General features: G+C 72.5%; 23 protein-coding genes and 2 pseudogenes. 13 read left to right on the forward strand and 12 right to left on the reverse strand.

The features are described from left to right. Nucleotides 1-199 precede the first annotated feature (199 nt). Genes ABZ318_RS21850 through ABZ318_RS21860 form a run of 3 tightly spaced genes read right to left on the reverse strand, consistent with a single transcriptional unit; the run spans nucleotide 200 to nucleotide 3,415 of the window. The gene (locus tag ABZ318_RS21850; protein ID WP_356904151.1) at nucleotides 200-1,225 is read right to left on the reverse strand and encodes a TolB-like translocation protein; all 1,026 of its coding nucleotides are present in this window, start codon (nucleotides 1,223-1,225) and stop codon (nucleotides 200-202) included. After that, complete coding sequence (locus tag ABZ318_RS21855) at nucleotides 1,222-2,532, reverse strand: MFS transporter (protein ID WP_356904152.1); 1,311 nt, start codon at nucleotides 2,530-2,532, stop codon at nucleotides 1,222-1,224. The genes ABZ318_RS21850 and ABZ318_RS21855 overlap by 4 nt, the downstream gene beginning before the upstream one ends. A 1-nt stretch (nucleotide 2,533) precedes the next feature. Then, nucleotides 2,534-3,415, reverse strand: coding sequence for an alkaline phosphatase family protein (locus tag ABZ318_RS21860; RefSeq protein ID WP_356904153.1), 882 nt, complete (start codon nucleotides 3,413-3,415; stop codon nucleotides 2,534-2,536). A gap of 396 nt (nucleotides 3,416-3,811) precedes the next feature. Between ABZ318_RS21860 and ABZ318_RS21865 the strand changes: the two genes are divergently transcribed. Then, nucleotides 3,812-5,290, forward strand: coding sequence for a glutamate-cysteine ligase family protein (locus ABZ318_RS21865; protein ID WP_356904154.1), 1,479 nt, complete (start codon nucleotides 3,812-3,814; stop codon nucleotides 5,288-5,290). Nucleotides 5,291-5,331: 41 nt separating this feature from the next. Here ABZ318_RS21865 and ABZ318_RS21870 read toward each other — a convergent pair whose 3' ends face one another. Further along, the gene (locus tag ABZ318_RS21870) at nucleotides 5,332-5,778 is read right to left on the reverse strand and encodes a helix-turn-helix domain-containing protein (RefSeq protein ID WP_356904155.1); all 447 of its coding nucleotides are present in this window, start codon (nucleotides 5,776-5,778) and stop codon (nucleotides 5,332-5,334) included. A gap of 104 nt (nucleotides 5,779-5,882) precedes the next feature. Here ABZ318_RS21870 and ABZ318_RS21875 point away from each other — a divergent pair, with 104 nt between their 5' ends. After that, nucleotides 5,883-6,713, forward strand: a complete 831-nt coding sequence (locus ABZ318_RS21875; protein ID WP_356904156.1) for an alpha/beta hydrolase — start codon at nucleotides 5,883-5,885, stop codon at nucleotides 6,711-6,713. A 104-nt stretch (nucleotides 6,714-6,817) separates the two neighbouring features. On the opposite strand, the gene ABZ318_RS21880 is transcribed toward ABZ318_RS21875, so the two are convergent. Together ABZ318_RS21880 and ABZ318_RS21885 are read right to left on the reverse strand one after the other, a co-directional pair. Next, nucleotides 6,818-7,156, reverse strand: coding sequence for a thioredoxin (locus tag ABZ318_RS21880; RefSeq protein WP_356904157.1), 339 nt, complete (start codon nucleotides 7,154-7,156; stop codon nucleotides 6,818-6,820). A gap of 294 nt (nucleotides 7,157-7,450) precedes the next feature. Continuing rightward, entirely contained in the window at nucleotides 7,451-9,286 is a 1,836-nt protein-coding gene (locus ABZ318_RS21885) for an amidase (RefSeq protein ID WP_356904158.1), read from the reverse strand. Between the two features lie 206 nt (nucleotides 9,287-9,492). Between ABZ318_RS21885 and ABZ318_RS21890 the strand changes: the two genes are divergently transcribed. Continuing rightward, the gene (locus ABZ318_RS21890; protein WP_356904159.1) at nucleotides 9,493-10,620 is read left to right on the forward strand and encodes a GNAT family N-acetyltransferase; all 1,128 of its coding nucleotides are present in this window, start codon (nucleotides 9,493-9,495) and stop codon (nucleotides 10,618-10,620) included. A 120-nt stretch (nucleotides 10,621-10,740) separates the two neighbouring features. On the opposite strand, the gene ABZ318_RS21895 is transcribed toward ABZ318_RS21890, so the two are convergent. Beyond that, entirely contained in the window at nucleotides 10,741-11,508 is a 768-nt protein-coding gene (locus tag ABZ318_RS21895) for an SDR family oxidoreductase (RefSeq protein ID WP_356904160.1), read from the reverse strand. Nucleotides 11,509-12,291: 783 nt separating this feature from the next. Between ABZ318_RS21895 and ABZ318_RS21900 the strand changes: the two genes are divergently transcribed. The 3 genes from ABZ318_RS21900 to ABZ318_RS21910 all read left to right on the forward strand — a co-directional run bounded on the left by ABZ318_RS21900 (nucleotide 12,292) and on the right by ABZ318_RS21910 (nucleotide 13,914). After that, a complete protein-coding gene (locus ABZ318_RS21900; protein WP_356904172.1) occupies nucleotides 12,292-12,531 on the forward strand; it encodes a hypothetical protein in 240 nt (79 codons plus the stop codon). Next, entirely contained in the window at nucleotides 12,531-12,908 is a 378-nt protein-coding gene (locus tag ABZ318_RS21905) for a fic family toxin-antitoxin system, toxin component (RefSeq protein ID WP_356904161.1), read from the forward strand. The genes ABZ318_RS21900 and ABZ318_RS21905 overlap by 1 nt, the downstream gene beginning before the upstream one ends. 175 nt (nucleotides 12,909-13,083) lie before the next feature. After that, the gene (locus ABZ318_RS21910) at nucleotides 13,084-13,914 is read left to right on the forward strand and encodes a hypothetical protein (protein ID WP_356904162.1); all 831 of its coding nucleotides are present in this window, start codon (nucleotides 13,084-13,086) and stop codon (nucleotides 13,912-13,914) included. A 38-nt stretch (nucleotides 13,915-13,952) separates the two neighbouring features. Here ABZ318_RS21910 and ABZ318_RS21915 read toward each other — a convergent pair whose 3' ends face one another. Continuing rightward, nucleotides 13,953-14,555, reverse strand: coding sequence for a hypothetical protein (locus ABZ318_RS21915; RefSeq protein ID WP_356904163.1), 603 nt, complete (start codon nucleotides 14,553-14,555; stop codon nucleotides 13,953-13,955). Nucleotides 14,556-14,728: 173 nt separating this feature from the next. Here ABZ318_RS21915 and ABZ318_RS21920 point away from each other — a divergent pair. Beyond that, nucleotides 14,729-14,872 (forward strand): annotated as a pseudogene (locus ABZ318_RS21920) (aldo/keto reductase); the annotation flags it as partial. Nucleotides 14,873-15,589: 717 nt separating this feature from the next. Here ABZ318_RS21920 and ABZ318_RS21925 read toward each other — a convergent pair. From ABZ318_RS21925 to ABZ318_RS21935, 3 genes and pseudogenes are all read right to left on the reverse strand, one after another. Next, nucleotides 15,590-16,087 (reverse strand): annotated as a pseudogene (locus ABZ318_RS21925) (FAD-dependent oxidoreductase); the annotation flags it as partial. A gap of 257 nt (nucleotides 16,088-16,344) precedes the next feature. Then, nucleotides 16,345-16,725 (reverse strand): nuclear transport factor 2 family protein, encoded by a 381-nt coding sequence (locus tag ABZ318_RS21930; RefSeq protein ID WP_356904164.1) that lies wholly within the window; start codon nucleotides 16,723-16,725, stop codon nucleotides 16,345-16,347. 67 nt (nucleotides 16,726-16,792) lie between these two features. Beyond that, nucleotides 16,793-17,842: a mechanosensitive ion channel domain-containing protein gene (locus ABZ318_RS21935; protein ID WP_356904165.1), complete on the reverse strand. Its 1,050-nt coding sequence runs from the start codon at nucleotides 17,840-17,842 to the stop codon at nucleotides 16,793-16,795. Between the two features lie 177 nt (nucleotides 17,843-18,019). On the opposite strand from ABZ318_RS21935, the gene ABZ318_RS21940 reads away from it, so the two are divergent. Next, entirely contained in the window at nucleotides 18,020-18,244 is a 225-nt protein-coding gene (locus tag ABZ318_RS21940) for a DUF6458 family protein (protein WP_093878280.1), read from the forward strand. A gap of 186 nt (nucleotides 18,245-18,430) precedes the next feature. After that, a complete protein-coding gene (locus tag ABZ318_RS21945) occupies nucleotides 18,431-20,068 on the forward strand; it encodes a hypothetical protein (protein ID WP_356904166.1) in 1,638 nt (545 codons plus the stop codon). Nucleotides 20,069-20,459: 391 nt separating this feature from the next. Here ABZ318_RS21945 and ABZ318_RS21950 read toward each other — a convergent pair whose 3' ends face one another. Further along, nucleotides 20,460-20,789, reverse strand: a complete 330-nt coding sequence (locus ABZ318_RS21950; RefSeq protein ID WP_356904167.1) for a hypothetical protein — start codon at nucleotides 20,787-20,789, stop codon at nucleotides 20,460-20,462. Between the two features lie 213 nt (nucleotides 20,790-21,002). Here ABZ318_RS21950 and ABZ318_RS21955 point away from each other — a divergent pair, with 213 nt between their 5' ends. The 4 genes from ABZ318_RS21955 (at nucleotide 21,003) to ABZ318_RS21970 (ending at nucleotide 25,208) form a co-directional block, all read left to right on the forward strand. Continuing rightward, nucleotides 21,003-23,429, forward strand: a complete 2,427-nt coding sequence (locus ABZ318_RS21955; protein ID WP_356904168.1) for a tetratricopeptide repeat protein — start codon at nucleotides 21,003-21,005, stop codon at nucleotides 23,427-23,429. 497 nt (nucleotides 23,430-23,926) lie between these two features. Further along, on the forward strand, nucleotides 23,927-24,334 hold the full coding sequence (locus tag ABZ318_RS21960; RefSeq protein ID WP_356904169.1) for a VOC family protein: 408 nt from the start codon (nucleotides 23,927-23,929) through the stop codon (nucleotides 24,332-24,334). Nucleotides 24,335-24,398: 64 nt separating this feature from the next. After that, entirely contained in the window at nucleotides 24,399-24,662 is a 264-nt protein-coding gene (locus tag ABZ318_RS21965; protein ID WP_356904170.1) for a hypothetical protein, read from the forward strand. Between the two features lie 213 nt (nucleotides 24,663-24,875). Then, entirely contained in the window at nucleotides 24,876-25,208 is a 333-nt protein-coding gene (locus tag ABZ318_RS21970) for a hypothetical protein (RefSeq protein ID WP_356904171.1), read from the forward strand. Nucleotides 25,209-25,559: the final 351 nt, after the last annotated feature.

The following is a 25,559-nucleotide window of genomic DNA, read 5'->3' on the forward strand; positions in this document are numbered from 1 at the left end:
GCGAAGGCGTCGCCGGGGCCGGGGCGGGCGTGGCGGCCGGCACGGGCGCGTGCCGTCACGACGGTCGCCACACCGCGCCTTCCTCGTTTGGAGCTGCGTCCGGCCCCGGCGCACCGCGGCCGGTTGCCCCGGCCGGCGGTGGGCGAGCACGCGGCCGCGCCGCCGCCCGGACCCACCTCACACCGGCGGCCCCCGCCCCTCACCCCAGGAACGCCGGAGCCAGTGCCGCCGTCAGCAGGCGCTTCGGGGAGCCCGAGCCGTCGGCCGGGACGGTGTAGAGGTCGGCGCCGTAGTCGCCCGGCAGGGAGTAGGAGACCGTGTGGTCGTCGAGCCAGACGGCCTGGTCGTCGACGCTGCGGGGCTCGGCGAGCGCGGTCTCCCGCAGGGTGGCGAGGTCGAGGGCGTACTCGTGCCAGGGCGCGTCGGCGGGGGCGCCCGCGACGCGCTTCTTGTAGACGACCCGGGTCTCGTCGGGGGAGAGCGACGGACACTCGACGTTCTGGTGGAGCGTGGTGACGGTACGGGCCGTCAGGTCGCCGCGCACCAGGTAGGTCCGGCCGCCGGTCGCCATGGTCGCGTAGAAGTGCCGGTCGTCGCGGGAGAAGGTGACACCCCAGAAGTTGGTGTCGGCGGCGTGGTGGTCCTTGCCGTCCTTCACCACCCGGAACTCCTCCAGGGAGGCGGTGAGCCGGCCCGTCGACGTGTCCAGGACCGCGGTACGGGTGGAGAAGCTCGCGCTCGCGTACGAGTCGCCGCCGACGAACACCGTCCACGCCACCAGCCGGCCCGACGGCGAGACCCGGGCGCGGGTCGGGATGCCGGGCAGCGGGTAGTGGGCCTGCTCCTTGAGGGCCGAGTCGACGACCACCGCCCGGTAGCTGTCCTCCACCGCGCCGCGTACGGCCTGCAGACAGATCCCGGTGCCGCCGGCCGCGTGGAACCGCAGGCACTTCACACCCGACGCGGTCCGCGGACCGGCGGGGGCGCCGGCCGGCACGGTGACCAGCTCGTCGCGGTGCGGGCCCCAGGCCATGTTGCGGAAGACGATCCGGCGGTCGGCACCGCTCGCGAGCGAGACCCGCCCGGACGCGATCGCGGGGCCGCCCGCCCGCGGTCGGTCCTTCTCGGCGGCCCGGTCGGCCGCGTGCAGCAGCGACGCGGCGGCCACACCTCCGAGCACGGCGATCGCCGCGATCAGGACGAACAGTTTGCTGCGCAGGGTCATGCGGGTGATTCCTCCGAAACCGTGCCGGTGGTCGTGGCCGTGGCCGTGTCCAGGTCCGTGGGCCGCAGGGCGTACGCCGCCACCGCGCACACCGCGAGCACGGCCGTCGCCGCCCCGAGCGCCCAGCGGTCGCCCCAGGCGGTCCAGGCCGCACCGAACGCGATCGAGCAGCCGAACCGGGCGAGCGCCTGCCCCGTCTGGACCAACGCGAGCCCCGACGACCGGAGTCCGGCCGGCACGCAGCCGGCCGCGGCCGCCATCAGGACGCCGTCGGTCGCCGCGTAGAACCCGCCGTGCAGCGCCAGGACCAGCCAGGGGAGTGCCGGGCTCTGCCAGCCGCTGAGCAGCGCCCCGTACACGAGCAGCAGGGCGCCGTGGCCGCCGAGGAACACCCGGCGGCGGCCGATCCGGTCGGCGAGCCGGCCCAGGGGTACGGCGAGCAGCAGGAAGGCGGCGGCGGTGCCGAGCGGAAGCAGCGCGAACCAGTGGTCGGTGACGCCGAGCCGCCGCTGCAGCAGCAGGTAGACGAACGAGTCGCTGACCGTGGCGAGCCCCAACAGCAGGGCGGTCAGGGTGAGTCGGCGCACGTCGGGCACCCGGAGCAGGCCGAGCGCGGCCTTGGGCGAGGCGCGCGGCGCGCCTTCCGGCGGCAGGGCCGGGGGCTGGGGACGCGACGGTACGAAGAGCAGCAGGACGAGCACGCCGACCGCGGCCACGCAGAAGCTGACCGTGAACACGGCGTCGTAACCGTCCGCGGCCTGACGGAGGATCAGGAAGGCGACCAGCGGGCCGATCAGGGCGCCCGCGGTGTCCATCGCCCGGTGCACTCCGAAGGCGCGGCCGCGCGACTCCTCCGGCGAGGCGAGCGAGATCAGCGCGTCGCGCGGCGCGGTCCGCAGGCCCTTGCCGGTGCGGTCGGCGGCCAGCACGGCGCCGATCAGCGGCAGCGAACCCACTACCAGGAGGAGGGGCTTGCACAGCGCGGAGAGGCCGTAGCCGAACGCCGCCACCGTCTTGTGCCGGCCGCCGCGGTCGGCGAGATGGCCGCCGACGAGCCGGACGAGCGCGCTGAAACCGTTGTACACACCGTCGAGGAGGCCGAATCCGAGCGGTGAGAGACCGAGACCGGCGACCAGGTAGAGCGGCAGCACGGCCGTGACCATCTCCGAGGACATGTCCGTGACGAGGCTGACCGTGCCGAGCGCGAGCACGGTCGGTGCGACGGCGGCCCGCCGCCCGGGACCGAGGTCCCGGGCGGTGGCCGTCGCGGCCGTCGCGGGGTTGCTGCGACTGTCCGCTACGTACACGTCACGGCGTCCAGATGCCGGTGATCGGGGTCGCGTTGGCGGCCTGGCCGGCGTGCGTCGTGCCGTACATGTCCTCGATCGTGCGGAGCAGGTTGTAGTGGTTGTACGTGGTCGCGGACGTCGAGCCCGGGATCACCTGCTGGCCGTAGAGGACGGTCGCGATCTTGTTGCCGGCGAGCCGGTTGTCCTCGTCGAAGGTCACGACGAGCAGGCTGTTGTGGGTCTTCGCCCAGGTCGCGTAGGCGCCCAGGTTGTTCTTCAGCCAGGTGTCACCGGTGCCGACGGAGCAGTCGTGCATGTCGCTGCACAGGTTCGGGATCACGAACGACACCTGCGGCAGCGTGGTGTAGTCGGTCGGGAACTGCGCCATGGTGTACGCCGACGAGGTCGGAACGTTCGAGAAGCCGAACCACGGGTTGTGCTTCCGCGCGTACTTGCCGCTGCTGCACGTGGTCGATCCCTGGCTGGGCAGCGTCTCGTTGTAGCTCTTCCAGGTCTTGCCCGCGGCGATCAGTTCGGAGGCCAGGTTCGGCGCGGAGGAGAAGCCCGGCGTGTAGCAGGAGTCGTCCGTGATGCCCTGGGTGGAGCCCGAGAACATCGCGAAGTAGTTGGGCTGGCTGGGGTGGGTCTCGGCGTACGACTGGGTGAGGTTGGCGCCGCCGCTCTTCAGCGAGTTGATGTACGGGGCGCTGGAGCTGCCGATGATCTGGCTGTAGGCGTGGTTCTCGAAGACCACGACGACCACGTGGTCGGGGGTGGGGACGGTCGCCGCCGCCTGGGCCTGCGACGTGCCGCCGGAACCGGCCCACAGGCCGATCGAGGCGGCCGCGAGACCGAGGGCGGACAGAAGGGCGGTGCGGCGTTTCCTGGGCGCGCCGGACACGGCTACCTCCGGTTGAGGGTGATGACTACGGGAGCGGTGCAAGCGCAGGTTAGGAGTGAGCATGTCAACCTGGAAGGTGTTCCGCGTGAAGACCCGGGAAACGTCTCGTGCCACCACGCGGAAGCCCCCGCCCACCTGCTCGACCGCTCCTCGTCCTCCAGTCTCCGCCCGACGGGCCCCGGCCGCAGGACGCCGGCCGGCACCCGTCGTGATCGAGGCCGGACGTCCTCGTCGAGGACGGTCCGGGAATCCGGCGGAGCACCGGAGGCATCAGGCCCCCACCTGGCCTTTCCGCCCCCGGCCAGGGGCGGGGGAGGTCCGCGCCGGGCGCGGCCCGCCTCCTGGTGGCACGCTGAAGGAAGGAGGATCCGCGCCGCCGAGCCCCGGGAGGATCCGATGGGACGCGACGTCCCGGCACTGACCTTCACACGTGACGACCGTCGCCGCTTCCGCGACAGGACGCGCGCCTCCCTCGACGTCTTCGCCCGGATGCTGCGCGAGGCACGCTTCGACGCGGACTGGCCGAGAGTCGGCCTCGAGATCGAGCTGAACCTCGTCGACGAGACCGCCAGACCCGCCATGCGGAGCTCCGAGGTCCTGGAGGCCATCGCCGATCCGGCCTGGTCGAGCGAGCTGGGCCGGTTCAACCTGGAGATCAACATCCCGCCCCGCCGTCTCACCGAGGGCGGCCCCGACACGTGGGAGGAGGAGATCCGCAACGCCCTGAACCACGCCGAGGAGAAGGCCGCCGCCATCGGCGCGCACCTGGTCATGATCGGGACCCTCCCGACCCTGGAGCGCGAGGACGTGAACCGTGGCGCGCTGTCCGAGAACCCGCGCTACCACCTCCTCAACGACCAGATCTTCGCGGCACGGGGCGAGGACCTCCTCATCGAGATCGACGGGGTGGAACGGCTGCGGACCTACGCGGACACCATCACGCCCGAAGCGGCCTGCACCAGCACCCAGTTCCACCTCCAGGTCGCGCCCGAGCAGTTCGCCGCGTACTGGAACGCCGCCCAGGCCATCGCCGGCGTCCAGGTCGCGCTGGCCGCGAACTCGCCCTTCCTCTTCGGCAAGGAACTGTGGAGCGAGACCCGCATCCCGCTGTTCGAACAGACCACGGACACCCGGCCGGACGAGATCAAGGTCCAGGGAGTACGCCCCCGCGTGTGGTTCGGCGAACGCTGGATCACCAGCGTCTTCGACCTCTTCGAGGAGAACACCCGCTACTTCCCGGCGCTCCTGCCGCTCTGCGAGGACGAGGACCCCGAGGAGGCCCTCGACCGCGGCGAGATCCCGCACCTGGCCGAACTCACCCTGCACAACGGCACGGTCTACCGCTGGAACCGCCCCGTCTACGCGGTCGTCGACGGGGTCCCGCACCTCCGCGTCGAGAACCGGGTGCTACCCGCCGGACCGACGGTGGCCGACGCGATGGCGAACGGCGCCTTCTACTACGGTCTCGTCCGCGCCCTGGTCGACGAGGACCGGCCGGTATGGACCCGGATGTCGTTCGCGGCCGCCGAGGAGAACCTGCACACGGCGGCACGCCGCGGCATCGACGCCGAACTCTTCTGGCCCGGCACGGGCCAGGTGCCCGCGACCGAACTGGTCCTGCGCCGGCTCCTTCCGCTCGCCCACCGGGGTCTGGAGGCCCTGGGGCTGGACGCGCGGTGGCGTGAACCGCTGCTGGGGATCGTCGAGCAGCGCTGCGTGGCGACCCGCAACGGCGCCGTGTGGCAGGCGGAGATGTTCCACCACCTCCACGACATCGCCCACCTCGACCGGCCCGCGGCCCTGCGCCGTATGACCAGCCAGTACATCGACTTCATGCACCTCAACGCCCCGGCCCACACCTGGCCGGTGGAGTGACCGGCAGGGGTCGCGTCCGCCCCGGGCCGCCGGCGGCGGGTTCAGCCGCCGATGCGTGTGAGGGCGCTCGGGCCGAGGTGTTCGGCGATGACGCCCAGCGCGGCCTTGACCTCCTCCAGGCGCGCGGGGTCCTCCAGTACGCGGACGAGAACGTCGTCGATGTCGGCGGAGCGGACTTCCGCGACGCGGGGGGAGGCGGTCGGGGAGGGGGCGATGAGGGTGCGCCGACGGTCGGCGGGGTCGGTGCGGGTCTCGACCGCGCCGGCTTCGCGCAGACGGGCGACGCAGGCGGAGACCTTGCTCTGGGGAAAACCGGTCCGCGCGGCGATGTCCTTGACGGGCGTACCCGGGTGCGCCTTGACGTCGGCCGCGACGATGATCACCGACTGCGTGCTCGTCCCGTGGGCGCCGATGCCCTCGGTGGGGATGGCGGCCTCGCCGAGCTTCATCAGGGTGCGGCCCAGGAGGGCCAGATCCATGCCGTTCATCGGAACAAGATACATCGCTCAGGATGCATCACTTCAGATGTATCAGTCTTGATGTATCTGAAGTGATGCATTAGCGTGGGGGCATCACCGACGAAGGAGAACCCATGACGACCACCGGTCTGCTGCCCGTCGACGGCGCCACGCTCCACTTCGAGCAGCGCGGAACCGGCCCGCTCCTGCTCATCGCGCAGAGCGGCGAAGGCGACGCCCGACGCACCACCGACCTCGTCGACGCCCTGGCCGACGACTTCACCCTGATCACCTACGACCGCCGTGGCCTGTCCCGCAGCACCCTCGACGACCCCGATCGGCCGGTCGCCATGACCGACCACGCCGACGACGCCCACCGCCTCCTCGCGCACGTCGCCGACAGCCCGGCCCTCATGCTCGGCTGCAGCTTCGGCGCGGTGATCGGACTGCACCTGGCCGTCGAACACGGCGACCAGCTCGACACCCTGATCGCCCACGAGCCCGTGGCGCCCTGGCTGCTCGACGCGGAAGCCGACTCCCACCGCCGCGAACTGGCCGGACTGCAGGACCTGTTCGCCACGGGCGGTCTGCCCGCGGCCCTCCCGGCCATCGCGAAGTCCCTCGGCATCGACCCGACCCACCCCGACACGGAGCCCGACCTGACCCCGCAGCCGATGGACGAACAACGCCGGAGCAACTTCGCCCGCTTCATCACCGAGGAGTTCACCACGCTGCGGACCGACCCCGGCTGCCGCGACCGCCTCGGCGCGACCGGGACCCGCATCCTGCCGGCCGTCGGGCGCACCACTCCGACCACGGTCTTCGACCACCAGGCGGCGCACCGCCTGGGCGCGCTGCTCGAACGCCCGGTCCTCACGTTCCCCGGCGGGCACAACGGCAACACCACCCACCCGCGGGCCTGGGCGGCACAGCTCCGCACCACCCTGTACGCGCACCGCCGGTGACGACCCCTCCGAACGGGGCGCGCGAGACGGCGCGCGAGGGGGCGGGCGCCCCCGTGCACCCGCGAAGACGCAGGGGCCGTCGCCCGTCCCGAGAGGAACGGCCCTCAGAGGAGCCCCTCCAGCAACTCCCGGACCTCGCCGGTGCTCGTGGGCCCCGTGCCGTGCGCCACCGCCTGTCCGTCCTTCAGCAGGACGTAGGACGAGGCTCCGGTGATCCCGTATCGCTCGGTCGCGGCCGGACAGCGCGTGATGTCGATGCGGACGGCCGTCAGGCGGCCCGCGTACTCGTCGGTGACGGCACCGACGACGAGGTCCATCGTCCGACTGGGCTCGATCGCCTTGGGCCATGTTCCGACGAAGTACGCGAGGACCGGGACTTCGCTCATCCTGAGGATGAAATCGACCTCCGCGTCCTCGCGGGGGCGGTGAACCCGGTTCGCCATGGAAGCTCCTGATCTCGCGTTCTGTCTTTTCCCGCCCATCATCTCCCGCGCGGAGCGGACCGCGCGGCCCCGTGCGGGTCAGGTCCGCAAGGCGAGACGGTGGCATGTGCACGGGCGTGGAGCCGCGGTGAGGTGAGTCGCAGGACCCGGTCGCCCCGCCCGGCGACCGTGCCGTCAGGCTGCTACGCGATCGAGACGGAGCCGTACGGGCCGCCCCTGGTCGTCACCGACACACCCGGGCCCGTGATGCCGCGTCAGGGGGAGCACCGGAACGGGGAGGGGAAGCCGTTGGTGTCACAGGGGCCTCGGGGCAACATCGTCATCAACCCGGACGACGCGCGCGGCCTGGAGCTGCGGCACGCGTCTGCCGCCTGCTGCGGAGCGACCCCGGACGGCGGCATGAACCAGCTGTGCGCTTGCGGGACCCCCGTCGCGACCCTCAGCTCCGATTGCTGTCTGCCGTACGAGCTCCATCTCTCCGCCGACCAGGTCCGCGCGATCCGCCCCTGATCCGCCGGACAGACGCTGGCCCGCGGTGTGAGACGTCACCGAGGGCAGGTACCGCGGCGCGCGCCAGGCGTGGAGCCGCTGCTCGACCGCGGCCCCCAGCGACAGCAGGTCGTCGTCCTGGTGGTCGCCGGCCATCAGGAGCAGGCCGACCGGCAGCTCGCCGACGAATCCGGCGGGTACGGACAGCGAGGGGTAGCCGGCGACGGCGGCCGGGGTGGAGGAGGGGATCACGTCGTTGTCGCCCCGCGCGCAGTCGGTCGTCCAGGCGGGCGGGTTCGCCGGAGAGGCGATGGCGTCCAGGCCGTGGGCGGCCATGGTCTCGTCGATGGAACGCCGGGACAGGTCCTTCAGCTCCGCGCGCATGGCCCGGTAGCGCGGGTCCGTGGTCGACGGCGCGGCGAGGGCCTGCTCGAACAGCTCCTGACCGGCGAAGCAGGTCCGTTCGGCCGGGTGCGTGCGGTTGAACTCGATCAGGCCGGCGAGGTCGCGAGGCCCGTTGCGGGAGGCGAGGTAGGCGTCGATGTCCCGGTGGAACTCGCTCAGCAGGGCGGGGAACTCCAGCTCGGCGAGCCTGTCCTGGTACGGGGGCGTCACCTCGACGACCTGGGCCCCGGCAGCACGAAGCCGTGCCGCGGTCCGGGTCATCAGGGCGTCCACGTCGGCGCCGAGCGAGGGGAGCCGCCACAGACCGATCCGCTTGCCGCGCAGGGAACCGGGGCGCGGGAACGCCTCCGTGAGACCGTCGGCGTCCGTGGCGTCGTGACCGCTGAGCACCGAGAAGGCGATCGCCGTGTCGACGACATTGCGCGCCAGGGGGCCGGCCGTGTCCTGCTCGGCGGAGATCGGGACGACGCCCGACCGGCTGACCAGTCCGAGGCTGGGCTTGTGGCCGACGACTCCGTTCATCCCGGCCGGGCACACGATGGAGCCGTCCGTCTCGGTGCCGATGGCCACCTGCGCCAACGAAGCGGCGATGGCGGCGGCCGAACCGGAGGACGAACCGCACGGATTGCGGTCCAGGACGTAGGGGTTGTGCGTCTGCCCGCCGACCGCCGACCAGCCCGAAGTCGGCTTCGCCGCGCGGAAGTTGGCCCATTCGGACATGTTCGCCTTGCCGAGGATCACCGCCCCCGCCGCACGCAGTTCTCCGACCAACTCGGCGTCCCTGTCGGGCGGACTTCCGGCCAGTGCCAGCGAGCCGGCCGTCGTCGGCATGTCCCGGGTGTTCACGTTGTCCTTCAGCAGGACGGGAATGCCGTCGAGCGGGCCGCGGACCTTCCCGAGGCGGTGCCTGACATCACTGGCGGCTGCCTGGCTCAGGGCCGTCGGGTCGGTGCGCAGCACCGCGTTGATCTTCGGATCGACCGCCTTGATCCGGCGGAGGTACGCCCGGGTCAGCTCCGACGAGGTCAGGTGACCACCCCTCATGCGCGCCTGCAACTCGGGGATCGTCACCGTATCCAGGTCCACCCCGCGCAGGAACCCCGATTCGACGCGGGACGAGGAACGATCGGCACCGGGCTCGGCGGCCACCGCACGCTGCTCCGGCACACCTGCCGACAGAAGGGCTGCCACGGTCAGGGCCGCGGTCAGTGACGCGACGCCTCTCTTCTTCTTCATGGGGGCCAGCCCACTGCAGGAGGCGCACCGGGCACAAGGAACTTCTGCGCCTCTCCACACCACCGGGGAAACACGTTCGGTCGTCCGGCCCCGTGTCGGTGACGGCGATCGTCGGCGGTTTCAGCGGCTGCGGGCCGGTGAAGGACATGCCTGGTGTCCGGAGAACAGGGGACACCACCGGGCGATCGAGAGGCTGGTGACCTGCGGTGTCGGATCATGAGGCAGGGGTCGGCCACACCGAGACCCCGGATCGGGAAGTACGCAGCCTGCGCATGCGGCACTGCCGGTTGCGGACCGCCGAAGGCGCGCCGGTCGCCGAGTTGGAGGTGCTCTCCTTCCGCGTCCGCTTCGGTGCCGTGGCCGTTTGCGCGGAAGGCGTGGGGGGTGTGGAGACGCAGCCCGAGTTCCGACGTCAGGGGCACATGGGCAGGCTCCTGCGCCGGACGCTGACCGGCATGGCGGACAGGGTGGACGTCGCCTTCGTGTCCGACGGCATCGAGGGGGTGTACGAGCGGTTCGGCTTCGTCGGAGCCGTCGCCGAAGGGCATCTGGTCATCCCCGTACGCAACGTCGAACAGGCCACGGGAGGCGAACCGGGTACGGCCGTTCCCGGCATCCGCGACGGCTCGCCGGCCGACCTCCCCGCCCTCATCCACCTGTACAACACCGCCCACGCCCACCGCCCCTGGACCCATGCCCGGCACCCGGGCTGGAACCGGCTCGTCCCCCGGACCACGTGGAAGCCCGGGTCGCAGGTCCTGGTCCTGCAGGGGGGCGGCGCCACCGTCGGCTACGCGGTGCTGGAAGGCCGGGCCTTCGGCGATCCCCTGGGAACGGTCACCGTGGACGAACTGGTGGCCGAGGACGCCGCCGCGACCCGCCGGCTGCTCGCGGCCGTCGCCCGGCTCTGCTGGCAACGGCGTCTGAGCACCTTCACCGTACGCGAGCCGGCCGACAGCCTCACCGGACGAGTGGCGCGTCAGATGGGCTGCACGTACCGGCAGGGATTCCCGCCGAGCGGCGGGATGATGGCCGCCGTCCTGAACCGCTCGTCCCTGGTGCGCACCCTCGAACCGGAACTACGACGCCGGGCCGCCTCCCGACCGTCCGGCACCGCACACGGCGCGTCGCTCGACGCGCTCCGACGCGGCGACCTGATCCCCGACGACAAGGCGCTCATCCGGCTGCTGCTCGGCCACTGGTCCGTTGATGACGCGTACGCGCACGGCACGCCGATCCCCGACCGGTACCAGGATCTCTGCACGGCCTGGTTCCCCGGAGGCGGCGGCCCGTCTCTGCCCGCTCCCTACGCGCACCGCCTGGACCGGTACTAGCAGGCGCGCCGGCGAGCAGGGCAGAGCGTCCGGCGCGGGCGGACCGCACAGGCCTGGCCGGCTGCTCCGGAACGGCGGCGGCACGGGCCGGGGAGGCGGGCTCGCTCTCGTACGCGGTCGTCAACTCCGCAGGTGGGAGGCGCCGTTGAGGTCGAGGATCGTGCCGGAGGACCATTCGGCGGCGGGGGAGGCGAGCCAGAGCACCGCCGCCGCGATCTCCTCGGCCGACCCCACCCGGCCGAACGGGCTCTGCCCCCGGATCGACTCGCCCTCGGGCCCTTCCAGGCGCGCCGCGACGCGCTCGGTCGCGAAGAAGCCGGGGGCGACCGAGGCGACGGCGATCCCGTGAGGGGCGAGCGAGACCGCGAGCGACTGACCCAGCGAGTGCACGGCGGCCTTCGTCGCCCCGTACGCCGGATGGTCGGGCTCGCCCCGGAAGGCGCCGCGGGAGCCGATGTTCACGATCCGGCCTCCCGTACCCTGCTCGATCATGAGCCGGGCGGCGAGATGACTCAGGTTCGCGGTGGCGAGCAGGTTGACCGCCACGTGCTGCTGCCACACCGCCACCCATTCCTCGTACGAGGTCTCCGCCAGAGGGTGACGGATGTTCACCGCCGCGTTGTTCACCAACACGTCGATCCCGCCGAGACCCTCCGCCGCCATGTCCATCACGGCAGCCGCCTGCACCGGGTTCGCGAGGTCGCCGCCGACCAGCACATGACCCGTCCCGGTGAGGGACTCCAAGCTCACGCGTGCGTCCTCGGCACGTGAGCCGAAGTGAACGGCGACCCGGTCTCCGTTGGCCGCGAACGCCTGGGCCACCGCGCGCCCGAGGCCACGCGACGCGCCACTGACGAGGACGCGCCTGCCTGATGCAGGCAGATTCATGGAGATTCCTTTCGACCCGCGACGAAGGAGGAGCCCGCGGCTCCCCTGCCGCCCCCTGTGTGTCCGGTCAGACCTTCCGTACGGCGGTGACGAGACAACTCGGCCGGGCACGTAGGTCGTCGATCTCTCACAGCGTATGAGATCCGCGGGGCGTGCTCGCCGCCGCCGAGACCGGCCGGCTCCTCCCTCTCCTCGGGGCGGCCTCGTACACATCACCGGAACGAGTGGTGCGCACACCGACGTCCGGGCCGGGCCGGTCGGGGCCACGCCCGTGGGACCGGAGAGATGGACCCGACGCCGGATGACCAGCGTGCTCTACGGGAGGAATGCCGAGCGATCGGTCATGAACAGGCTGTTCGATGACGCCGGTGCCGGGACCAGCGGTGTCCTGGTGGTCCGGGGTGAACCGGGCATCGGCAAGACGGCGTTGCCGGATTCTTTGGTGCGCCGACGGGTCCTCGCCGAGGCTGGGGCAGCCCCCCGCCCTGATCGAACTCCCCACCGCGCCGGCCGTGTCCACGCCGGGTCCCGCGTCCCCTCACCAACCGGCCGCAGCCGGCCTTCCACGCGCAGGCCGGCGGACTGACCGAGGCGAGCCGGACTCTGCTCCTGGTGGCCGCCGACGACGGCACCGGCGACCTGGGCGACACGCTCCTCACCCTCGCCGCCCCCAAGGGCGACTTCACCGAGGTCGTCATCCGTGCCGGGGAGACCTGCCGGGCCCCCGTCAATCGCGGGGCCCGGTGTCTTGGCCCGCATGGTAACGCCTGTTACCATGCGGGTATGGCGAAGACACAGCTGGGCGCGCGCGTGGATGAGGACGTGGCGGAACTCGCGAAGAAGCGCGCCGCCGACCTGGGGCTGAGCGTGGGGGACTACCTCGCCCGGCTCGTGCAGGACGATGCCAGCGGCCTGCGCGCCCGAGCGGTGGAGGCGGCCGCCCGCTTCCTGGCCGAACACCAGGCGGTCTTCGACGAGGCCGAGCAGGCCCAGCAGGCACCCCGGGGAACGCGCGCGGCCTGATGGAACTGCACATCGACGTTCCCTGGATCCTGCAGGTCGCCGAGGCCGCCGGAGCGGACGACCCGGCCCCCGACGACTACGGCGTCCCGGTGTCGGCCGTCGCCCGCCACCGGGCCGAGGTGCTCGAGCAGCCGGTGTACGACGGCCCCTACGCCAAGGCCGCCGCCCTGATACACACCCTGGGCCGGTGCCGCTGGCTGGAGCGCTCCAACCTGGCCGTCGCCGCCGCGACCGGCGTCATGTACCTCGCAGCCGCCGGGGTCCCCGTCAAGCCGACCCGCCAGGACGCCATCGCCCTGAAGGACCTGCTCCTCGATCCCACCTGCACCGCCGGGAGGATCGCCGCCCTGCTGCGCACCTGGCCCACGGCCACCTGACGCGCGGTGACGGCTGGGAGGCCGGAGCCGCGCAGGGCGACGAGCAGGGATCAGAGGACGTCGTCGACGCGGACGGGCAGGAACCACTCACCCCGTCCGCCCGTCCTCTCCACGGGGATTGCCACAGCCTCCACACCCCTTTCACTCTTCACCACCGAGGTTCGAGGAGAGATCCATGGTCGACACCGTCAACTCGCTGGCCGCCCGCGTTCACGAACTGCTGGTGGCGCTCCTGACCGAGGGAGCCGACGCGAGGGTGCCGGGACAAGGGGCCTCGCCCGCGCGCGGATTCCTCGGCGCCCCACCGAGCGTCGACGTCACCACGGGCTTCCACGACGTCGTCGCGCGCGCCACGACGCTCGGCCCCGAGGGGACGTGGCTCGTCGCCGCGGGCCACGCGGGCCTCGGCGTCCTGGCCATCGCACACGGACAGGCGGACCAGGGCATCTTCCACCTCGACGCCGCGGTGGCCGCCGGTTACAACGACTGCGTGACGTTCCACGCCGCCCCCATACGCCCGCTGCACGACGACCCCCGCTTCCGGGCCCTGTACCAGCGGATGCGCATCACCGCGGCCGACCTCGACGAGCTCTTCTGGCTGCACCAGGAAATGCAGCTCATGTCGCAGGACGCCAAGAGGGCGATGGTCGACAACATCGGCCGCCTCGACACCGGGGTGTCGCTGCTCCCGCAGGCCCCCATGCCGACCCGTGAACCGAACACCCCCGGCGTCCTGATCACCCGCATCGATCTCGCCGCGACCCAGACCGCACTCCGGCGGGCCGCCCTGAAGCTGGACTTCCAGCGCAGCTCCGGCAATACCAGCCTCAGTCTCATCGACGACTCGTGGGACTACTCCCGTGCCAGGCACGACGCCTGGCACGCCGACGCACTGGATTCCCGGCGCCTGCGGGCCGCCGAGGCCCGGGCTTTCGTCGAACGCCCCGGCGCCGGCACCACGCTCACCCCCTGCCCGCCGCTGGGTTCGATCGCGTACCCGGCCTGAGGAGGGCCGCACCGTCACAGCGGCCGGTACGTGGCGGGTCAGTATGTGGCGGCGAGGCTGACCTGGGTGTCGCCTCCGGCTCCTTCGAGTCGCCAGCGGAGCCATTTGCGGTCGGGGGCGTTGGTGCCGACGGAGAGCCAGTGTCCGGGGACGACGGCGCCGTGCCAGTTCTCCACCCAGAAGCATTCGTGGCCGCCCACGCAGAAGGGGCCGACGCAGATGCATTCCCAGACGTCGACGAACAGGGTGGCGTTACGGGTTCCCTCGGATCCGACCATGGCGATTCCGGTCCCGTAGCCGACGGCGTGGTCGGTGCCGCAGATGGCCCAGTCCCAGCCCTGGACGCAGGCCTGGGCGCCGTTGCAGAAGTTGTTCTTGAACCAGATCTGTTCGTCCGTGGTGCGGATGGCCGCTCCGCCGTAGTCGTCGCGTTCGCCGGCGGATCGTGTTCCGGCCTCGGGCGGGGCTGCGATGTCGCCGGTGACGGCGGGGAGTTGGGCGACGGCGCGTCCGCCTTCCACGACGGCCCGCATTCCGGAGGGGAAGTCGAGGATCTGCAGTGCGTGATCGTCTCCCAGATCCATGAGGGTGCTGGCCCGTGGCGGGAGCCCATGCTTGATGCGGGTGTTGGTGGTGGTCATCGCAGCTTTCCTCCCTGTGGCAGCCGGGAGCACGCCGACGACGTGCCCGGCGAAGGCGGGTGTGCCGGAGGGAAAGGGGGAGGTCGCCGGGGGCCGGTCGGGGGTCCTCGCTCGTGCGTCTCCCTTTGCTTCAAGTCTGGCATGGTACGTGCCTGCTGTCGTCTCGGCACGCGCGGGCCGCCGCCGGGCGTCGCGACGAGGTGGTGCCGACCATGAAGTTCGGCTTCGCCAACCGCCCGGGTGAGCCCGCCCGGGTCCGAGGCGACGCCGCGTACGCACGACAGACATGCGAGGCGCCGCTGCGCCGGCGCGGGGTCTGGACTCGGCATCGGTCTGGTTCCATTCTCCCCGATCGTCATGGTGCCGGAGTCTTGGCGAGCCTTCAGAGGTCTGCTGCCCTGCCGGTCTCGGGGGCTTCCGGCGTGAGCCCGTACGGGAAGCGCAGCAGGGCGACGGCTCGCCCGATCGAAGGCGCCGCTGCGCTGTCGCGTCTTGGGATCGAAGGCGGATGCGGCATGATGGCGCCGAATCTCAGGAGCCAACGGCCTTGCCGTGGTGGCGCAGGCCCTCGGCGAGGGGCAGGAGCTCGGCGGGCATCGTGGGGGATCCGGGGCGGCCCGGGTGACGGCCGGTCCCTGGGAGCGACGGAGACGGTCGTGCGGCGGGCGAACGGATGCCCTGCCGGGACGGCGAGCATCCGTGCCTCCCGCACCAGGACCGGTCCCATGACGACGCCCTCCTCGTCCATCGGATGGGAGGCCAGCGCGAGGTCCACCGCGCTGCCGCTCGGCGCTCGAGTTCGGCGATGGTCTGGCTGATCCGGGCCGTGGAGACGTGCAGCCGCCCGGCGGTGGGGCGGCGTCGCCGGCCGCGACGATGCGGTCGTCGTCGACGCTGCTCAGCGTCTCGTCGGTGAGCAGCCGGCCGAGCGCGCCGGTGCGCAGCCCGCGCACCGCCGCCAGGGTACGGCCGCACAGCAGCGTGACCGCGCGTCCCTGCCCGACCAGCTCGGCGGCCGTCTCGATGCCGACCGACCCGCCGCCGACCACGGTGACCGGCGCGGCGAGGGGCAACTCGTCCAACCCGGCGCGCAGTCGCTGCGCGGACTCGAATTCGGCGATCGGCACCGCGTGCTCGACCGCGCCGGGCACCGATGCCGGGGTCGCCCCGGTGCTGCCGACCGCGTAGATCACGTAGTCGTAGTCCAGTACGCGTCCCGATGCCGGCTGTACCGCGCGGACGGCGGTGTCGAGGTGCGCGGCACTGTCGACGACCAGCTCGATGCCCTCGCCGAGCAGCGTGCCGTAGCCGATCGTGGCGTCGCCGGTACGGGCCGCGAACTGGTGCGGCCGGATGCGTTCGACGAACTCCGGACGCGGGTTGACCAGGGTGGTGTCGACGTCGTCGCGCGTCCGCAGACGATCGGCCGCGAGCGCTCCGGCGTGGCCGCCGCCGATGACCACGACCTTGTGGAATGCGTTGTGTTGGGGCGTGCCCTCAAGACACCGCTCATCGCCGAGACGTGACATCATGTGACGTGACGGGCGTTACATCGCTCATGAGGCGCGGGCGTTCGGGCTCGTGAGGGGCGGCACAGGGCGATGGCACCGCCCAGTGCCGCGCCGCGTCTGGCAGGACCCGGACGTTCGTCACGTACGCGCAGGGCCCGCCCGGTGGCCCGGTTTCACGGCTGAGCGCACCGCTCGGCGGCGTCGAACACGGACGCGAGCGGGGCCGGCACCGCGGCCCACCGCGGCGCGGGAGACCGCCGCGAGCGGGCCGAATCCGCCTAGAACATGGTGTTGTCGTTCTTGGAGGTGGGCGGGAGGACCTGGAGGACGTCCCAGTGCTCGACGATCTTGCCATCGGCGTCGAAGCGGAAGATGTCGATGCCGGCGTACTCCTCGTCGGGCCAGATCTGGTGGCAGTGCAGTACGACGTGGTCGCCCTCGGCGAAGGCGCGCTTGTACTCGACGCGTTTGCCCGGGTACTCGGCGGCCATGCGCTCGAAATAGTCGACGAAAGCCTGCTTGCCGTCGCCGACGTGCGGGTTGTGCTGGATGTAGGTGGCGCCGACGTACCGGTCGATGGCCTCGGCGGGGCGGCACTGGTTGAACATCAGGTCGTAGAACGCCTTGGCCGTGGCCTTGTTCTTCTCCGGGTCGCTCATGACGCCACCGTAGGTCCGTCGGCCGGACGCGGCACGGTGGGCGCGTCGAGCAGGTGGTGCACGCGCATCAGGGCCGTGGCGCGTCGGCCGCCGGGGCGGTGACGATGCGGGGGAGGGCGGCGGGGTGTTCCTGTGTGAGCCAGGCGACGAGCTCCTCCCGGACGGCGCAGCGGGTCGTCCACAGGTCGTCGGCGTCCTTGGCGGTCACGAGGGCGCGCACGGTGATGCCGGTCGGGGAGGTGTCGGTGACGGCGAGGTCCCACGCCCGGCCGTCCCAGCCGGGGCAGTCGTCGAGGAACTTTCGCAGGTGGGCGCGCATCAGCGCGACGGGTGTGGAGTGGTCGCAGTAGAGGAACACCGTCCCGGTCAGCTCGTTGCCGCCGCGCGACCAGTTCTCGAAGGGACGGGAGGTGAAGTACGAGACGGGCAGGGTGACCCGGCGTTCGTCCCAGGTCCGGACGGTGAGGAAGGTGAGGGTCACCTCCTCCACGGTGCCCCACTCCCCGTCGACGACCACCGTGTCGCCGATGCGGACCATGTCGCCGAAGGCGATCTGGAAGCCGGCGAAGAGGTTCCCGAGGGTCGACTGCGCCGCCACGCCGGCGACGATGCCGATGATCCCGGCCGAGGCGAGCAGCGACGTGCCCAGTCCCCGGAAGGAGGGGAAGGTGACGAGCGCGAAGGCGGCGGCGATCACGCCTATGGCCACCGACACCACCCGGGTGAGCAGCGTGACCTGTGTACGGACGCGACGCAGCCGCGCCGCGTTACGCGTGCGTCCGGCGTACCGCGCGTACGAGGACTCGACGACGGCCGAGACGAAGCGGACCGTCAGCCAGGCGCCGCCGCCGATCAGGCACAGCAGAAGGAAGTGGTCGAGCACTTCGGCGTGGTCCAGGAGAGGGGGCCAGTCCGTCGCTCGGTACGACCACCGGAACAGGGCGCACAGCAGCACGACGTACAACGGTGTGCGGCAGCGCCTCAACAGGCCCCAGAGCGGGCTGTCGGGGCGGCGGGCGTCCGCGTACCGCGCGAGGAGGTCCGCAGCACGGCCGACGGTCAGGGCCGCCAGCGTCGAGCCGCCGAGGACGATCGTCAGTCGAACAAAGCTTTCCATGGCTCCCCAGTCGACGAATGGAATCCGGTCGTCCTTCTCGCCTCACCACCGGTCCGCCCGGCAAACAAACCACCGCCGTGGCGCCGACGGACCCGGCGGCGACCGCCGTCGCCGCCCGGGGATGAGATCGGTGGGACGGGGTAGCCGGAACCCGTCCGATCCGACAAGGGAGGAACCGTGGGTCTGGGAGTCTGCATCATCCTGATCGCCGTAGGAGCCATCCTCACGTTCGCGACCGACTGGCAACTCGACGGGGTCAATCTCGACCTGGTGGGGCTGATCTTCATGGCCGTCGGCATCATCGGCACAGCCGTGTACACGAGCATCCTGCGCCGCCGCCGGATGGTCGTTCCTCCGGTCGCCCCGACGGTGACCGAGGACGACCGCCGGGACCTTCTCTGAGCCGGTGGCAGGACGAGTGGTCCGAGAGACCGCCGCGTCGGCCCACGCGGACCGCCGGCGTGCGGGCGTCGTCCTCCCGCCCGGCCCGGGCGAGACCCGACGGGTCTCATCGGGCACATGCCCTGCTGGGCACGTGCCGTCCCCGCCTCGGTGCCGTCCCGCCCGTTCGTGGCCGATACTGCCTGCATGGGGGAACACGACGCCGTCCGGGTACGTCTCCGCGCCGCCCTGCGCGCCGACGACCCGTGGTCCGCGCTGCACGCACTGAAGACCGACCGGCCCGACCGCCTCGCCGAAGCGGTCGAGGAGCTCTACCGATCGGACACGCACAGGGCCGCCTCCGGCGCGTACCTCACCTGGCTCCTCACGATCCTCGGCGAGCCCGGCGACGCGGTGCTGCTGCGCCTGCCCGCCGAGCCCGCGCTCCCCGCCGACGACCGCCAGGCCCTGCTGCGGGCCACCGTGACGCGCGGGCTGCGGCTGCCGGCCGAACTGCTGCGCGCGTACGCGGACGACACTCCGGCGCCCGACGGGGACGACACCCGCGCCGACCACTCGCCCGCTCCCGAACTCGTCGACGCCATGGGGCTCTCCGGCGACCCGTCTTTCGCGCCGCGCCTCGGTGCCCTTCTGTCGGACCCCGCCGCCCCGCGCGGCCGCGCCGCGCTCGCGCTGGGCCGCCTCGGGGCGCGTGAGTGGACGGTGCCGATCGCCGGACGGCTGTCCGAGGCGACCGGGCTCGACCACACGGCGTTCGCCGTCGCCCTGGAGCTGATGGGCGACCCCGCCGCCGTACCGCACCTGCTTCGATGGCTCGCCGAGAGCGGCGAAGAGCGGGTGTACGACGTCCACCACGCGCTCGTACGGCTCACCGGACGCGACCCGCTCCTGCCGGAACGGGCGAGCGGGCCGGCGTACGCGGCAGCCGTGCGCGCAGCCTGGGCCGACGGCCGCACCGAGCAAGCGCCCGCAGTGGTGCGGGACCTCGTCATCGAGTCCGACGGACGGGCCCGGTTCTCCGTCGACGGGGGCGCGGGCCGGATCCGCATCGCCTTCGACCCGCCGTCGCCCGGCTCCTCCTGGCCGCGCTGGGACCGGTCGCTGACGTTCGACCGAAAGCCGCTGTACCGGGTCGGCTCGTTCTGCGACACGTGCGAGCTGGGCCTGACGTTGCTGGACTGGCCGGACGAGGAGGCGACCCGGATCGCGGCCCGTATGCGCGGGCGGCTGGCCGGCCTGGACCGGCTCGACACCGCGCTGTTCCTCGAATGGAGCCCCGTGCTCGGCGAGTTGGAGACCGGCCACTACCACGCCCTCCTGCTCGACCTCCCGCTGGAGCGGGTGACGGAGCCGGCCCGGTCCTGGTGGTACCGCCGTGTCGCGACCCGGGCGGAGGAGGACGGCGACGACTTCGAGTACGACGGCCGCCCCGAGGAGCACTGGCCCGGCGTCGCGCACTTCCAGCTCACCGCGCCCGTTCCGGGCGGGCGGGTGCCGCGCACGTACGGCGCCGTCCTGCCCTCGCAGCCGCCGGAGGCGCTCGACCCCGCGACCGTCGCCCGGCACGCGGCCGCCATAGCGGCGGGTGAGCGGCCCGCCGCCGTGGTCCTCGGCTGGATCGACGACCGGTACGTGGGGGCCCGGCACGAGGAACGGTGGCTGGTCGGTGCGGTACTGGACGGTCATCACCGTCTCACCGCGTACGCGGCGGCCGGCGTGCCGGCCCGGGTGTTCTTCCTCGCCCGCCCGGGCGAGGGCGGCAGCACGGACGGCGGCCTGGAGGGGCTGGAGGAGGTGACCGCCGCGTACGGCTGCCGGGACTGACGACGGCACCGCGGCCGGCCCGAACCGGACCTCGCGGCGGCGCGGTCCTCGGGTGACGAGTCGGTTCCGTCTGCCGCCCGGTCAGGGATGCGGCGCACGGCCTGCGTGCTCCCCGGGTCGGGCACCACGAAGGAGCCGATGCCATGGTGCCAGGTCGTCCCGACCGGACAGACGCTGTTGACGTCCCACCCGTCCCACCCGTCCCACCCGTCGCGCAGTCGCGTCGGCGCCGGGTGGAGCGCCGCTCCGGATCCACGCGCGGGTTGTAGCGGTGGGCGGGCAGGACACGGAACCCGTCGACCGGCGACGACGGGGAGCGGAACCCGCTCCGACGACGTCATCTCCTCGGCCGTCGGCCCTGGCCGGCGGTCCTGTGCTCAGGCCGTCCAGGTCAGCTGGGTGTCCCGTAGGCCTGGATGACGGTGGCGTTCAGGTCGCACCAGACGGTCGACGTGCCGCCTGACGGGACACGGTTGCCGAAGTGCCGGTACACGTAGCCGTTGTCGGTGCGCTTGCAGTCGACGACCCCGGTGAAGGAAGACCCGGTGCACCTGATCTCGGCTCCCCGGTGACCACCGCTGCCGGTGATCAGACGGGCGGAACAGCTGAAGGCCGCCGGGGCGGACGCGGACGCGGACGCCGTGGGCGCGGCGGCCAACAGGCCGCTCGCCGCGAGAGCGAGAGCGGCAACGGTCCCCGCGACGCGCTGACGAACATGCATGAGCACTCCTGCCTTGTGAGGTGAGCACTGACTGTCACTCAAAGGGAATCTATGGCGCGCGGGCGGCGCATCATTCGGAACGCGAGAGAGGTGGCGAAGAGTCGCCAACAGCAAGGACGCGCACTCCTGCCCCTCGCCCGCCGTGACAAGGCACACCCCGCACATCGGACGGCCCCTGCCGGAGCCGCTGTCGCTGCTGCCAGACTGAGCCGCATGGCCGCTGCCCCGAACGCCCCGAGACCGTCGATGCGTGAGCTGATCCAGCGTCGCAGGCGCGCCGAATTCCTGGGCCGAGGGGCCGAACTCGACACGTACCGCCGGAACTTCGCCCTGGGGACCGAGGACCCGGCGTACCGCTTCCTCTTCCACGTCCGGGGCAACGCCGGCATCGGCAAGTCGTCCCTGGTCCGCGAGCTGGAGCGGATCGCCCGCGAGCACGGTGCGGTGACCGCGCGCATCGACGACTCGGTGGGCGGCGCCGTGGAGGTCATGGCGGCGGTCAGCGTCCGGTCCGGCGAGCTCGGGCATCCGCTGAAGGCGGTCGACCGGCTGCTCCACACCTACCGGCAGCGCCGGCACGAGGCCGAGTCCGCCCTCGGTACCCCCGGCGGCGACCCGACAGGACCGAGCGCGCCGTCTCCGGCCGCACGCGCCACCGCTCAGGCGGCGCTCACCGGGCTGGGCATGCTGCCGGTCGTCGGGACGTTCGCCGGCGCGCTCGATCCCGGCCAGATCGCGGAGGGCGCCGACCGGCTGCGGACCGTGCTCAGCGCCCGGCTGCGCAGCCATGACGACGTCCAGCTCGTGCTCGATCCGCTGTCGGTCCTCACTCCGGTGTTCGTGGCGGAGGTGGGCCGGATCGCGGCCGAGGTCCCCTGGGTGGCGCTGTTCCTCGACACGTACGAACGGACCGCGCCGTTCCTGGACCGCTGGCTGTGCGACCTGCTGGCCGGCGAGCGTTACGGGGCGCTGCCCGGCAACGTCGTCGTGACCCTCGCCGGCCAGCGCTCCCTCGATCCGGTGTACTGGGCCGACTGGGCCGACCTCGTCGTCGACCTGCCGCTGGCCCCGTTCTCCGAGTCGGAGACCCGCAGCTTCCTGAGCGGTCGCGGAGTACTGGCCGAGTCCGTGGTGCAGGACGTGCTGCGGCTCTCCCGAGGCCTGCCCGTCCTGGTGTCCACCCTGGCGGAGAGCGCCGCGCAGGCCGGTGCCGTCGACGACCCGAGCACGACGGCGGTCGAGCGGTTCCTGAAGTGGGAGAGCGATCCGGTGCGCCGGTCGGCGGCCCTTGCCGGGGCGCTGCCGCGCCGCCTGGACGAGGACGTCTTCCGGGCGGTGGCCGACGAGACCGGCGCGGACCTCTTCGGCTGGCTGCGGGCCCTGCCGTTCGTGGACGTCCTCGGCGGCCGGGCGCGGTACCACGACGTCGTACGGGCTCCGATGCTGCGACTGCAGCGGACCACGTCCGCCGACCGCTGGCGGGCCGCGCACGAACGGCTCGCGCAGTGCTACACGGACCGCCGGGAGGCCGAGAGCCGGGGCCTCACCCGGCATCTGCGCTGGTCCGAGGAGGGCTGGCGGGCGGCGCGTCTGGAGGAGGCGTACCACCTGCTGTGCGCCAACCCGCGCGAGGCGCTGCCCGCCGTCCTGCGCGACGGCATCGACGCCTGTGACGAGGGACCCGAGGTGGCCCGCCGCTGGGCGGGCACCGTCGCGGCGGCGGGGGAGGACGGCGACGCGGCGGTGCTGCGCGAGTGGGGGAGGGGGCTGCTCGGCGCGCTGCGGGACGAGGAGCGCGGCACGATCGCGGTGCTCGGCATGCTCCTCGGCCAGGCCGGACTCACCGACTCCGAGCGGACCAGGGCGCTGTCGGTGCGGGGGGAGGCGCACCGCCTGCGCAGGGAGTACGCGGAGGCCTTCGTCGACTTCGACCAGGCGATCGCGCTGACGCCGGAGGCTCCCCGGCCGTACACGGGGCGGGCGGTGACCCATCGCGATCTGGGGGCTTTCGACAGGGCTCTGGAGGACCACGACCGGGCTTGTGACCTGGCGCCCGACGGGGAGCGGGCCCTGGGGCACCGCGGAGAGACGTACCGACTGGCGGGCCGGCTGGACGAGGCCCTGGCGGACTTCGACCGGGCTCTCGGCATCGCCCCCACGACGACCTGGGCCCTGGCGAGCCGCGCGGACGTGCTGCGCCGGCTCGGCCGCCCGCGGGAGGCGCTGACCGATCTCGACCGGGCGCTGTCCCTGGAGCCGGACTATGTGTGGGCTCTGGTACGGCGCTCGCGGCTCAGGCGCGCGCTGGGCGACATCGACGGCGGGCTCGTGGACCTGGACCGGGCGCAGGACCTGTCCCCGAACGATCCGTGGCTGGTGGGCGAGCGGGGCGAGACGCTGCGGGAACGGGGGCGGTACGCGGAGGCCGTCGCCCAGTACGACCGCGCCCTGGAGCTCGACCCCGGCTACACCTGGGCCCTCGGCAGCCGCGCCCTCGCGCAGCACGCCCTGGGCCGGAGCGATCTGGCGCTGGTGGACCTGGACCGGGCGCTCGGCATGGATCCGAACTACGCCTGGGCCAGGGCGCGGCGGGCCGAGATCGCGGCGGCGAGCACCGAGCGGGGTGAGCAAGGGGCATGAGCGGCAGCGGCCTGACGGACTCGGGACCGCGACACGCTTGAGTCGTGCCGCGAGGTGGAGAGGTCCCCGGAGTCGGGGTCGCCGATGAAGACGTACGGCTTCGGGTGCTCGCGGGTTCCGTGGACGCCCCAGCCGCTCGTGCCGACGGGGCAGGAGCCGACGGTGACGTCGACCTGCTGCGCGGCCAGTCGTGGGGGCTCGTACCCGACCCCGGCGTACAGGGCGATGCCGGCGAGGGTGAAGGCGGTGACGGCGGAATCACGGCTTCGACGAACAGCACCGAGACGGAAGCCGTCAGGACGGCGCCGAACCCGTCCTTCGCACGTATCCGCACCGGGCTCGGACCCTGAATTCCTGAACGCATTCACATCCTCTCCGGGCCGTACCATGCACCAAAGCGCCGCCCACCCGGCCGGCACCGCCGTATCGACCACGTCTCGACGACCGGCCGACGACTCCCCTCGTCTGCAATGGATCCGAGCGGGCACACGGAGGCTATGACCGTTTCCAAGACCGGCGTCCTCGTCCTCGACAGCACCGATCCCGAGCCCCTCGCCCGCTTCTACGCCGAGCTGCTCGACGCCACCGTCGAGCCGAGCGGCGGAGACCCCGACCTCCTGTTGGTCTCCGGCACCACCGGAATCGTCCTGGGCATCCACCGCGACCCCGGCCACGCGCCGCCGAGCTGGCCCCGGCCGGACGACTCCCAGCAGGCCCACCTATGGATCGTCGTGGCTCCCGACGCGCTCGACGAGGCCGAGCGTGAAGCGGTCTCCCTGGGTGCACGCCCGGTGACCGCCGAACAGAACGGCACCCGGACGGACCGGCGCACCGATGCGCGCCGTTTCATGGATCCGGCCGGGCACACCTTCGTACTGGCCCCCGCACGCGGTGTTTCACCGTGACGCCGAGGGGCAGCCGCTCCACGTGCCGGCCCTTCCGTACGAGGCGGCCGCACGAGATGTCCGCATGAGACAGGAGGAGACCATGGGCCACCACGAGCGCCGACGCACACTGCCTGCGGATACGCCGCCACGGACCACCCCCTCCGAAGCCGTCGGCGAAAGCGGCGACGCGGAGGCGCGCCGGGAGGCCGAGGAGGCGGAACGGAGCCGCCGGGGAGAGGCCGCGGGCGACGAACGCGGTATGAGCGCCAAGCGCCAGTCTCCGGGCCTGGGCCGCGAGGAGCAGCGCCGCCCGCTCGGGCGGAGGGGCGACGCCGAGGGGGAGTAGACGGCGCGGGCCGGCCGTTCGTGGCGCCCCTGGCGCTTTCGGGTGCGATCCGGGCGGCGGGCTGGGGGACGACCGCCCGGGTGCTCCGTCACCCGCACCCCCACCCCGCCGCCGGAACCGCCTGTGGCGGAGCCCGGACACAAGCTCTGTTGCACAGTGGATCTTTCTTTACGATGATGGCGGTTCGGCGCGAGGGGATGGGGCGGCCCGGCAATGAAGAAAGAGCCGAAGGCGTGGTACAGCGCCAGGACCTTCTACCGATGGCCGACCTGGGAGAACCAGCCCTATGAGGAGCGCGTCGTGCTGTTCCGGGCACGGTCCCTCGACGAAGCCATCGAACTGGCCGAGCGGGAGTCGATCGAATACGCCGGGCAGAGCGACCTCGAAGTCCTCGACATGGTGCAGGCCTACCGGATCTCCGACGACGACGAGGAAGTAGGCGCGGGTACGGAGGTGTTCTCCCAACTGCATGCGCTCGACCTCCCAGCGCACGAGTTCCTCGGCCGCTACGATTCGGGGCCGGCACACACCCAGACCAGCGAGTGATGTCGTCCTCCCCTGTCCGGCCCGGCAGCGGGGCGTGGTTGCCGCGCTCGGCCGCCCTCACCTTTCACCACGAGGCGCGTGCCGGAAGTGCTCTGGTGACCGGGATCGGAGATGCGCAGGAAGCCCGCCCTGCTTCCGGGTGCTGCGGCCAGTGATGCCCAGACGAGCCGCACTCCATGGTCGTCCGTGCTCATCAGCACGCGGCAGGCGCGCCCAAGGATCCACCCCCATTGCGACTCCGGACCACGTGTCGGTAGGGACCCGGGGGGGGGGGGGGGGCGGGCCGGGGCGCCGCGCCCCGGCCGGGGGGGAGCCCCCGCGGGCGCCCGCCCCGCAGGGCAGGGGGAGGGG

Source organism: Streptomyces sp. NPDC006197, assembly GCF_040613865.1.
In the GTDB taxonomy this organism is placed as follows: Bacteria; Actinomycetota; Actinomycetes; order Streptomycetales; family Streptomycetaceae; genus Streptomyces.